Here is an 11,136-nt window from a genome sequence, read left to right as displayed (position 1 = left end):
CCGCTATGAATGGCCGTGTCCGTTCCCATTGGCACGGTTCGCACCGCTTGCCGCGTGATTTGAAGCGCCATTGGCGCCATTGGCGGCGTGGCGCCGACGGCGGCCGATCCATCCGAATCGGTGGAAGAGCCACAGCGTGCCGCCACCGACCGCGATCATGACGGCCCAGATGGCGGGATACCCCCACCGCCACTTCAGTTCGGGCATGTTCCACGGCGAGACGCTCGTGTCAAAGTTCATGCCGTACACGCCAACGATAAAGGTCAGCGGCAGAAACACGGTGCCGATCATCGCCAGCACCTTCATGACCTCGTTGGTGCGCTGGCTCAGTTGCGAGAGGTAGACCTCCATGAGGCTGCTGCAGATCTCGCGGTGCGTCTCGATGAGATCGATGATCTGCACGACGTGGTCATAGCAGTCGCGCAGGTAGATTCGCGTTTCGGCGGACACGAGCTTGGTCTCACTGCGCAACAGCAGGTTGAGCGGGTCGCGCAGCGGCCAGACGGACCGCCGCAGCGTCACCAGGTCGCGCCGAATGCAGTGCAACTCCGTGAGCACCTGTTCGTCCGCGGCGGAAAACACACGCTCCTCAAGCAGTTCCAGCCGGTCGCCGAGCCCCTCAAGAATCGGAAAGTACGAGTCGATGATTGCGTCGATCAGGGCGTATGCAAGGTAATCCGGCCCGCGGGCGCAGATGCGGCTGTTGGTCTCGTGAATACGGGCGCGAATCGGATCAAAGCAGTCGCCCGGCCGCTCCTGAAACGTGGCCACCAGGTCCGCCTTGAGGCAGATGCTGATCTGCTCGGTCGTCAGCGCGCCGTCGGCGTGCGGCTCGCGAATGACGAGGTAGATGTAATCGTCGTACTCTTCGACCTTGGGCCGCTGGTACACGTTGCAGATGTCTGCCACGGTGAGCATGTGCAGGCCGATCATCGAGCCGATCGTCGAAATCGACGCGCTGCTGCCCACGCCATCGACGTTGATCCACCTCGTGCCGCCCTTGACGGCGTCGAGACTGAGCTCCGCCGGATTCTGGATCACGAGGTCGCTGCACGCCGTTGGCGAGCAGGCCATCACGCGGATGAGCGACGGGGTGGCGGCCGGATCGATGGCAATCGTGCCGGGCTTGGCGCCGGGAGGCGGCCGCTTCGTGCGGCGCTGGGCATGCTTGCGACGCTTGTGGCCAATGCGGCTCATCGACGCTCCTGTGGGTTCGGCGCCGCTGGGCGCCGCGCGAGCCCGGTCGATGACACTATCGGCAACGCGCCCGGCAGGACTCGAACCTGCAACCCTCGGTTCCGAAGACCGATGCTCTATCCAATTGAGCTACGGGCGCAACACGCGGCCAGGCACAGTGGCCCCAACCACGGAAAATGAGGGTAGCACCCATCTCCGAACGGGCAATCGCCATCAGTGCTGGCTTACGCCGCGCGTCGGTCGTATCTTTGCTCGGCGGCGCGGCCGCCGGCGAGCACCCGTAGCTCAGCAGGATAGAGCAGCGGTTTCCTAAATCGCAGGTCGGAGGTTCGAATCCTCCCGGGTGCGCTTCAGACATCAAATTCCAAGGAACGACCGTGAGCCATCCATTCTTCCAAGCCCATCGCGACGCACTGGCCAAGGCTGTCGAGGCCATCCACAGCCGCGCCTACTGGAGCGCCTACCCCGAAGTCCCCAGCGGCAAAGTCTACGGCGAAACAGCGAAAGACGACGGCGAAAAGGCGTTCCAGTCGCGGCTCAACCGCCCCTTCGACCTGCCCGGCCACCCGGGCGCCGGTCAGGTCGGCGCTGAGGCGTCGCCATACGGCTTTGATCTCGGCATCACCTATCCAAAGGTCGAACTCGACGGTCTCTTTACCGCGGTCGGCGCAGCAGAGCAAGGCTGGAAGAAGGCCAGCGTCGAGGACCGCGTCGGCGTCTGTCTCGAAATTCTCCACCGCCTGAATCGGCGCAGTTTCGAGATGGCCCTGGCTGTGATGCACACGACCGGCCAAGGCTGGATGATGGCCTTCCAGGCCGGCGGGCCGCACGCCCAGGATCGCGGCCTCGAAGCCGTGGCCTACGCCTGGGACGAGATGCAGCGCACGCCCGCGCAGGCGATCTGGTCCAAGCGCGTCGGCAAAGACGAGACTGTTACGCTGCGCAAGACCTTCCGGATCGTGCCGCGCGGCATTGCGCTGACCATCGGCTGCTCAACCTTCCCGACGTGGAACGGCTACCCCGGCATCTTCGCGAGCCTCGCCACCGGCAATGCAGTCGTCGTCAAGCCGCATCCGGGGGCCATTCTGCCCCTGGCGATCACCGTTGAAGTCGCGAGGCAAGTGCTCGCAGAGGCCGGCTTCGACCCGAATGTCATCACCCTCGCCGCCGATGAACTCAGCGCCCCCATCACCAGAGATATCGTGCAGCGGCCCGAGATAAAGATCATCGATTACACCGGTGGCAGCGCGTTCGGCGAGTGGATCGAACAGAACGCCAGGCAGGCGATCGTCTACACCGAAAAGGCGGGCGTGAACTCGGTCATCATCGACAGCGTGGACAACCTTAAGGCCGTCACGGGCAATCTCGCCTTCACCTTGAGCCTGTATTCGGGCCAGATGTGCACGACGAGTCAGAACATCTTCATTCCGCGCGAGGGGATCGAGACGAGCGAAGGGCACAAGTCATTCGATGAAGTCGCCGGAGCGCTGGTGAAGGCGGTGGACTGGTTCCTCGGCGAGCCGAAGCGAGCCGCGGAGGTGCTCGGCGCCATTCAGAACGAGAACACCGCCCGCCGGGTCGATCAGGCCAAAGACGAGGGGCTGGCGGTGCTGCGCGAGTCGACGCCCGTGAACAACGAAGCGTTCCCGAAGGCTCGCATCCGCAGTCCGCTCATTCTCAAGGCCGACAGCCGAGACCGCGACAAGTTTGCCCGCGAGATGTTCGGCCCGATCGCATACGTCGTCGCAACCGCCAACACGGATGAGAGCATCCGGCTCGCGACCGAGGTCGCGCGAAACCAGGGCGCGATCACTTGCGCGCTGTATTCGACGGACCCGCAAGTCATCCACCGGGCCGAGGAGGCGACGGCCGACGCCGGCGTACCGCTCTCGACGAATCTCACGGGCTCAATCTGGGTGAACCAGGCCGCGGCGTTCAGCGACTTCCATGTTTCAGGCGCCAATCCGTCGGGCAACGCCACACTGTGCGACAGCGCGTTCGTCGCCGGCCGCTTCCGGATCGTGCAGAGCCGCATGCCGGTCGCAAATTGAGATGGAAAGACTTAGCCGCAAAGAGGCACAGAATGCGCAAAAGGGGGAATGGACAGATTGCGAATTCTCGATTCCTGGGTATCTTCCCTTTTGAGACCTCTGCGCCTTTTTGCGGCTATTCTGAATCTCTTCGTGTCTCTGTTGTGACTTTGTGTTGAAGGTCCAGGGTGCCATCGCATGCCGTGTTACGAATTCATGGGCGTTCGGCCGGTGGTGGATGCGACGGCGTTCATCCACCCCACTGCTTCGCTCATCGGCGACGTGATCGTCGGCCCCGGCTGTCTCGTCGGGCCGGGCGCTTCGCTGCGCGGCGACATCGGTCAACTGGTACTCAAGGCGGGCTCCAACGTGCAGGACAACTGCACGCTCCACTGCTTTCCCGGTAAGAATGTCGTGGTCGAAGAAGACGGCCACATCGGCCACGGCGCCGTGCTGCACAGTTGCACGATCAAGCGCAACGCCATGGTCGGCATGATGGCGGTAGTCATGGATGACGCGGTCATCGGCGAAGAGGCGTTCGTCGGGGCACTGAGTTTCGTCCGGGCCGGGATGATCGTGCCGACGCGCACGCTCGTGGCCGGCATTCCCGCCAAGCCGATCCGCGAACTGAGCAAAGATGAAGTGCGGTGGAAGACCGAGGGCACGCGCATCTACCAGCAGCTCGCGCGCAACTACAGTGCGAGTTTCAGGGAAGTGCCGCCGCTGCGCGAGATCGAGTCCGACCGGCCGAAGGTGCCGCTGCACGACTACGCGCCCAAGCACGAGCAGAAGTGAAACGCACGTCCGCCCCGCGCGGCGCTTTGAGCTTCACCGCGCCGCGTCGCTGAGCAGTTCGCACATGGATGGGTGCGGGTGCACCGTGCCGGCGAGGTCGTCGAGTTCGACGCCCATCTCCACGGCCAGCGCGCCTTCGCCGATCATCTCAGCAGCGCCGGCGCCGACGATGCCCACGCCCAGCACGATCTTGGTGTCGGGGTCGTAGATGAGTTTGGTCAGGCCGTCCACGCGATTCATGCCCACGGCCCGCCCCGAGGCGCCCCAGGGGATCTTGGCCACCTTGTGCGGAACGCCCTGTTCGTTCGCCTGAGACTCCGTCAGGCCGCACCACGCGACATTCGGATCCGTGAACAGCACGCGCGGCGCCGCCAGGGAGTCAAACCCGCTGTTCCAGCCGGCGACGACTTCAGCCGCAACGCGCCCCTGCGCCAGCGCGCGATCCGCCGACCACGGCGGCCCCGTGACATCGCCCACCGCCAGGATGCGCGACTCGCTCGTGCGCATCTGCCCATCGACGGTGATGAACCCCGCCGAATCGCACTCCACTTTCGTGCGATCGAGACCGAGGTCGCGCGTGTTGCCCGTCTGCCCGACCGCGATGATCACCCGATCGAACTCCAACTGGCGCTGGCCTTCCTTCGTCTCGACACCGACCTGTGCGCTCGATGCTCCGATGCTCGCGGAAGTCACGGTCGCGCCGAGCAGCACTGAGTTGAGATTCTCCACGAGCGCGCGGTGCAGCGGCCGCACGATGTCCACATCTCCCGCAGGCAGGATCTGCGCCTCGGTCGCAGCGAGCGTGACCTTGCTGCCCAGTGCGGCGTAGATCATGGCCAGTTCAATGGCCTGCGCTGCGCCGCCGAGCACCAGCAGTGACTCAGGAATCGATTCAATTTGCAGCGCTTGCCACGGGTTGATGACGATTCGCTCGTCGAAAGTCATGAGCGGGTGTCCGGCCGGACGCGCGCCGACCGCGACGATCGCCTTGCGGAACTTGAGGCGAGGGATCGACCCGCCGTGGATCGAGAGGTTCTTGCCGTCGTCGAATGAGGCCCGGCCCGCGATGACCTCGACGCCGAGTTTCTTCGCCCGGCTCGCCAGGCCGGATGACAGCCGGTCCGTGGACTGATGCACCCAGGCGCGCACCATTTCCAGATCAATCCGCGGCTGCCCGTACTCGACGCCGAACGCCGCGGCCCGGCGACCCAGCCCGATGATCTCGGCGATGTGCAGCAGCGTCTTGCTTGGCACGCAGCCCGCGTGCAGGCAAATGCCGCCAAGGTCTTTGCGGCTGTCAACGATGATCGTCTGGATGCCGAGTTCGGCAGCGCGAAACGCGGCGCTGTAGCCGCCGGGTCCGGAGCCGATGACGACCAGATTCGCTTCCTGCGTGAACTCGCCGACAACCATTTGCGTGCCTCTCGTGGAGAGCGCATCCTTCCGACTCATGCCGTCTAGAGGAGCAGTCGGGCCGGATTCTCGAGTCCGCCGATGACCTGCTGCATGAAGGCGACTTCGTGCCCGCCGTCGGCGATGCGGTGATCGAACGAATGACTGATGGGCAGAATAAGACGCGGCTGCACGCTGCCATCTACCACCCATGGCATCTGCCTCGTGCGGCCCAGCGCCATGACCGCGCCCTGGCCCGGCGGGATGATCGGCGTCGAGTAGCGGCTGCCGCCCAGCGCCCCGGGGTTGGAGATCGTGTACGTGCCGCCGCGCGTGTCGTTGACGGTAAACGAGGCGCTCCGCGCTTTGTCCGCAAGTTCGTTCAACGCGTCGGCGATGGCCACGATCCCGAGCTGATCCGTGTTGCGAATGACCGGCGTGATCAGACCGCGCTCCGTGTGCACCGCCACGGCGATGTTGATGTAGCGGCGGTAGATGATCTGGTCGTTTTCGGCGTCGAACTGAGCGTTGAACTCAGGATGCATCGTCAGCGCGCGGGCCACCGCGCGAATGATGAACGCGAGCATCGTGATCTTCCGATGACCGTTCTCGGCCGCCGGGTAGCCGCGACGCAGGCGGTCGAGCTCGGTAACGTCCGCGTCGTCGCTGTCGGTGACGTGCGGGATCGTGGACCACGACTGCGTCATGTTGGCTGCGATGGTGCTTCGGGCCCGCGAGTTCTTCTGCGTGCGGATCGGCCCCCAGTTGTCATGCCCGTCCTCACCCGGAGGTTCGACGGCGGCATGAAGTGCGGGCGCCGGCGGAGGCGAAGCCTTCGATCGAACTCCGGTGGGCAGAGCTGAGCGAACAGGCGAAGCGCCGGACGCGGCTCGCTCGACATCGGCGCGGGTGATGCGACCGTTGGGCCCGCTGCCCTGCACGGTTTCGATGTCGATGCTGTGCTTGCGCGCGAGCTTGCGGACGGCGGGCGAAGCCGGCGCCCTTCGCACCGGAGGCGCGGCTGTCGCCACCCCGCCGTTGCCGGAATGCGGAGCCGGCGGGTGAGTGCTGCGTGCGCGCGCCGCCGACTCACTCGACTTTGATTCGACCTCGGCAGCGGACGAACCCGCGGCGTCGCCGACGGTGACCATCACGTCACCCACGTGCACGAGCTGTCCTTCCTGCACGTGCCATTTCGCGATCGTGCCGGTGAAAGGCGAGGGAATCTCGACGGATGCCTTGTCCGTCTCGACTTCCATCAGCGGCTCATCTTCGCGAATCGCCTCGCCGGCCTTGACCATCAGGCGCACGATCTGCCCCTCATGCACACCTTCGCCAAGATCAGGGAGTTTGAAATCTCTCGTTGCCATGCTCTCGTCCAACATTCACCACCAAGGGCACGAAGTCACCAAGAGGTCACAAAGCAGAACTTGGAGTTGCCCCCGGTCATCCGAGCCGATGCCTCGACATGATCTTCGTGCCTCCTTTTTGACGTCGTGTCCCTCGTGGTAAGCGCTGTTCCTCCGAAGCCAGTTCATGTCCACTGCATGGTTTCCTTCACCGCGACGACGATCGAATCGCTGTCGGGCAGGTAATGCTTTTCAACCTGGAAGTACGGGAAGTGGATGTCAAAGCCCGTTACGCGTTTGATCGGCGCAAGCAGGTATTCGAATGCATGCTCGTTGAGGCGCGCGATAATCTCCGCCGCGACGCCGCACATGCGCGGCCCTTCGTGCACCACGACGCAGCGCCCCGTCTTGCTGACCGATTCGACAAGCGTCTGCGTATCCATCGGCTTGATTGAGAGGAGATCGATGACCTCGACGTCGATGCCGTGCTCCTCCACCAGATCATCGGCCGCTTCGAGGACCGGCCGCATCATCGCCCCATAGCCGATGAGCGTCACGTCGGCGCCGGGCCGGACCACCTGCGCCTTGCCGATTTCCATGACTTCCGGCTCTTCGCTCACCTCCTCGCGAAAGGCGCGGTAGACGGCTTTAGGCTCGTAGAAGACGACAGGATCGGGGTCGGCGATCGACGCCGCCAGCAGAGCCCGCGCGTTGCGGGGCCCGGATGGAATGACCACTTTGAGGCCGGGCGTGTGGGCCCAGTAGGCCTCGCGCGATTCGCTGTGATGCTCGACAGCCCGGATGCCGCCGCCGTAGGGCGCTCGCATCACCATCGAGATCGGATAGCGGCTGCGCGAGCGGTTGCGGAGTCGGGCCATGTTCTGCTCGATCTGGTCGAACGCCTGCATGGTGAAACCGGAGAACTGAATCTCTGCAACAGGCTTGAGGCCGTACACCGCCATGCCGACCGCCGTGCCGATGATCGAATCCTCCGCCAGAGGCGTGTCGAGCACGCGATCAGCGCCGAAGCGCTCCAGCAGGCCCTTGGTGACGCGGAACACGCCGCCGTTCACGCCGACGTCTTCGCCCATGATGCAGACGCGATCGTCGGCGGCCATGGACTCGCCAAGCGCCAGATTCAGTGCCTCGACCATTGTGAGTTGCGACATGGTGGGTCTCAGTATGCTCCCCTTCGCACAGCCTTCGGGTCGCAGCTTAAAATTCAACGCGCTACTGCACGCCCTTGCGCTTGAGGCGCTCCAGGTACTCCGCCTTCTGCTCGCGCAACTCTGCGGGCAACTGTTCGTACACGAAATCGAATATCTCTTCCGGCCGTGCGACCGCCAGTTCGCGGAACCGGTCGCGCGCCGCGATCACTTCAGCCTCGATCTCTTCGTTGATCCGCGCGATCGCATCATCATCGAGCACGTCCCTGCTCTTCAGGTATGACTCAAAGCGGAGGATCGGGCACTTGCCCTCCCACGTCTTGACCTCTTCGTCCTTGCGGTACACCTTCGGGTCATCTGCGGTCGTGTGCAGACTCATGCGGTAGGTCACGGCCTCGACGAGGTATGGCCCGCGACCACTGCGTGCATGATCGATGGCGCGCGTGCACGCAGCGATCATGCCCAGCACGTCGTTGCCATCCACGCGCACGGCCGGGATGCCGAACCCCACGCCGCGCGCCGCCAGCACCGTGTTGCCCGCCTGCTTCTCAAGCGGAGTTGAGATCGCCCAGCCGTTGCTCTCGACGATGAACACGATCGGCGCCTTGTAGACGGCGGCGAAGTTGAACGCCTCGGCCACGACTCCCTGCGAAGAAGCACCGTCGCCGAAGTTCGTCACGACCACGGCGTCGTCCTTGCGAACCTTGATTCCCATCGCCACGCCCGTCGCGACCGGCACGTGCGAACCGATGACGATCGAGAACGGCAGCTCGTTGGCGACTTCCGGGATCGCGAAGCCTTCGAAGTAACCCGCCCACAGAAGCAGCAACTGCTCCATCGTCCAGCCGCGCCAGACCTGCGCACCGATCGAGCGATAGGAAGGCGAATACCAGTCGGTCGGCCGCATCGGATAGACCTGGCCGATCTGCGTTGCCTCCTGCCCGAGGCCCGGCGCAAAGGTGCCCATCTCGCCCTGGCGCTGCATGGCGAGCATGCGCTGGTCAAAGCGCCGCGAACGGACCATACCGCGGTAGAGGCGCAGCAGTTCATCATCGGGCAGGCCGGGCTCGAGCGCGGCGTCAACGACGCGGCCCTTCTCGTCGAGCACGCGAATCACTTCCACGCGGCCAAGATCAATCGTCTCCACGGAATTGCTATCGACGCGAACGGGCCGGTTCTCCACCGGCGCGGTCGAGGCGGTCGAATTGGCCGAACGTGGCGACATGGCGGCAGCAGGTCTCCGAGCGGACAGCAGGTTCGGAGCATCCTACGCGAGCGGCAACGCGCTCGCCAGAACGGCGCGCCGATCACACGTTCTTGAGATGCTCAAAACTGTTGCGGCAGGCGTCGCAGTAGTAGATCATGCGGCAGCGGGTCGGGCCGAATGGGCTGTCCAGGTGCGTCTTCGTCGAGCCACAGAACGGGCAGGGCACGGCCGCAGCACCCACCGTCAGCGGCACGGTCGCGCCGGCCGCGCCGTGCACCTCCAGTCGACTCCCGGTCTCGGGCACCGTCACGCCGTGCTCGCGCAGCGCTGCGCGGCCGGCGTCGGTAATGCGCTGCACCGACCATGGCGGATCGTTCACCCACCGCACGTTCACGGAGGCGACCCCCGGGAGGCGGCCCAGGCGCATCTCGATGTCGCGCGAGATCATCTCCAGAGCTGGACAGCCGACAAAGGTGGGAAGCGCCACGACGTTTATTGCGCTGCCGGACACGTCGACGGACTCGATGAGCCCGAGATCAACGATGCTGATGGGCATCTCCGGATCAGGGATCGAGCGCAGCACGTCGAAGATGGCCTGGCGATTGATCATCATCACCACGCGGCCCGAGGTTCGAGGCGGTAGACCTCACACATCTCTTCGAGCATCGGAGCGAGGTACTGCGTGTGTACGCCGCGCCGCCCGCCGCGATCGTCAGGCGATCCGATATCGAACTGCACCGTCAGGTGACTCTGGCCGAGGACGTGTTGAACGGCGCCGGTCCATTGGTCGTACATCGTGAAGTCGCTGCCCGGATACAGCCCCGCATCGACGAGCGACTTGAGCTCGTCGAGCGGCTCGAAGAGTTCCGTGGCGAGCGGGCCGATCGCGTCGATCGCTCCCTGCATCCGGCGGTGCGATTCCGGCGTGCCCGTGCCGAGGCGCACCATCCAGTCATCGACGTGCTGCACGTGCACCTGCTGCTCGGCGACAAGCCGCCGGGCCAGGTCGGACAGCGGCTTCCACGCCGACTGCGAAAATCGCGTGAGGCGCAGCAGGTCGAAATGATTGCAGAAGAACCGCCGAACAATCGCCGTCGCCCAATCGAACTCATCGGGCACTTCGACAATCGCAGCACAGCGGTACTGCTCAGGTGTGCGCCCAAAGGCGAGTTCATCGGCGCTGCGGCCGTCGATCGAGCCGGCCAGTTCGTACAAAGCGGCAGCGTGAGCCATGTCATCCTGGGCCAGCGAAGAAAACGCGATGTCCTCTTCAAGGATGGGACCCAGCCCTGTCCACTCGCTGTTGCGGTGGCCGAGAAAGAGCTTGTCATCAGCCGCCGCGAGCAGCAGATTGACCAGCGGCTTGCGAAGATGTTCGGGCAGATCGGGCATGGGAGTGCTCAAAACGCTTCCTTGAGATCGTCCTTTTCATATTCCTTGAGCGAGTGTTCATCGCGGAACCGCGTCCACTTCTCGCGCACGTCTTTGCTGTAGCCGCGCGCCAGGCGGTAACTCTGATCGGAGAATCGCCAGATGACGTCGCCGGGGCCCGTGCTGGCGATGAGATGCTGCGGCACGACCCAGAGCGAGTAGTACTTTCGCGGATCGGAGTGAATTCGCCGCGCCTGATCGATCGCCTCCGCCGGGCTGCGCGCCTGCACCGTCTCGGCCGAAACGTGCCCGGCCCCGCGCCGCGGCTGAACGAACACCTGGTACATCTCCACGGCGCCGACGTCGCGGCTGGCGGGATGCGCCGCGTCGGTTCCTGAAACAGATTCGACAGGCACGGCCCAGATGGCCACGCACTCCTGATCCTGGCCGTAGTGCTCGCGCGCGAAGATCAGCGCCATGTCATCGTCGGCCGCGTCGAGGTAGCCGGCGTACAGATGCGGCTGACCCGGCTTCAGCTGCGTGAAGATCACGTAGCCGCGCAGATCCTCCTCGGGCGGCGTCGTCAGTTCGCCGCTGATCAGTTCAACCTCATCGCGCAACTTGGACAT

The 11,136-nt window shown here is 64.6% G+C and carries 10 protein-coding genes and 2 tRNA genes; 3 read left to right on the top strand and 9 right to left on the bottom strand.

The window, feature by feature from the left end; genetic code table 11:
* Positions 1–3 precede the first annotated feature (3 nt).
* Complete coding sequence (corA, locus tag IT430_16340; GenBank protein MCC6909508.1) at positions 4–1,197, bottom strand: magnesium/cobalt transporter CorA; 1,194 nt, start codon at positions 1,195–1,197, stop codon at positions 4–6.
* A 65-nt stretch (positions 1,198–1,262) separates the two neighbouring features.
* Positions 1,263–1,336, bottom strand: a tRNA-Arg gene (locus IT430_16335).
* A gap of 135 nt (positions 1,337–1,471) precedes the next feature.
* Here IT430_16335 and IT430_16330 point away from each other — a divergent pair.
* The 3 genes from IT430_16330 (at position 1,472) to IT430_16320 (ending at position 4,022) form a co-directional block, all read left to right on the top strand.
* Positions 1,472–1,545 (top strand) — tRNA-Arg (locus IT430_16330).
* A 29-nt stretch (positions 1,546–1,574) separates the two neighbouring features.
* On the top strand, positions 1,575–3,248 hold the full coding sequence (gene paaN / locus IT430_16325; GenBank protein MCC6909507.1) for a phenylacetic acid degradation protein PaaN: 1,674 nt from the start codon (positions 1,575–1,577) through the stop codon (positions 3,246–3,248).
* Between the two features lie 177 nt (positions 3,249–3,425).
* Complete coding sequence (locus IT430_16320) at positions 3,426–4,022, top strand: transferase hexapeptide repeat family protein (protein MCC6909506.1); 597 nt, start codon at positions 3,426–3,428, stop codon at positions 4,020–4,022.
* Between the two features lie 33 nt (positions 4,023–4,055).
* On the opposite strand, the gene IT430_16315 is transcribed toward IT430_16320, so the two are convergent.
* The 7 genes from IT430_16315 to IT430_16285 form a co-directional block, all read right to left on the bottom strand.
* Positions 4,056–5,435 (bottom strand): NAD(P)/FAD-dependent oxidoreductase, encoded by a 1,380-nt coding sequence (locus tag IT430_16315; GenBank protein ID MCC6909505.1) that lies wholly within the window; start codon positions 5,433–5,435, stop codon positions 4,056–4,058.
* A gap of 44 nt (positions 5,436–5,479) precedes the next feature.
* Positions 5,480–6,784 (bottom strand): 2-oxo acid dehydrogenase subunit E2, encoded by a 1,305-nt coding sequence (locus tag IT430_16310; GenBank protein ID MCC6909504.1) that lies wholly within the window; start codon positions 6,782–6,784, stop codon positions 5,480–5,482.
* A gap of 164 nt (positions 6,785–6,948) precedes the next feature.
* Positions 6,949–7,932: an alpha-ketoacid dehydrogenase subunit beta gene (locus IT430_16305; protein ID MCC6909503.1), complete on the bottom strand. Its 984-nt coding sequence runs from the start codon at positions 7,930–7,932 to the stop codon at positions 6,949–6,951.
* A gap of 61 nt (positions 7,933–7,993) precedes the next feature.
* Positions 7,994–9,154: a pyruvate dehydrogenase (acetyl-transferring) E1 component subunit alpha gene (gene pdhA / locus IT430_16300; protein MCC6909502.1), complete on the bottom strand. Its 1,161-nt coding sequence runs from the start codon at positions 9,152–9,154 to the stop codon at positions 7,994–7,996.
* Between the two features lie 82 nt (positions 9,155–9,236).
* On the bottom strand, positions 9,237–9,749 hold the full coding sequence (gene paaJ, locus IT430_16295; protein ID MCC6909501.1) for a phenylacetate-CoA oxygenase subunit PaaJ: 513 nt from the start codon (positions 9,747–9,749) through the stop codon (positions 9,237–9,239).
* A complete protein-coding gene (gene paaC, locus IT430_16290) occupies positions 9,749–10,528 on the bottom strand; it encodes a phenylacetate-CoA oxygenase subunit PaaC (GenBank protein MCC6909500.1) in 780 nt (259 codons plus the stop codon). The genes paaJ and paaC overlap by 1 nt, the downstream gene beginning before the upstream one ends.
* A gap of 8 nt (positions 10,529–10,536) precedes the next feature.
* On the bottom strand, positions 10,537–11,136 hold the full coding sequence (locus IT430_16285; GenBank protein ID MCC6909499.1) for a hypothetical protein: 600 nt from the start codon (positions 11,134–11,136) through the stop codon (positions 10,537–10,539).

The organism is Phycisphaerales bacterium (genome assembly GCA_020852515.1).
Lineage (GTDB): Bacteria > Planctomycetota > Phycisphaerae > Phycisphaerales > UBA5793 > UBA5793.
The sequence above is the reverse complement of the archived record's forward strand: the minus strand, read 5'-3'. Positions and strand labels throughout refer to the sequence as shown.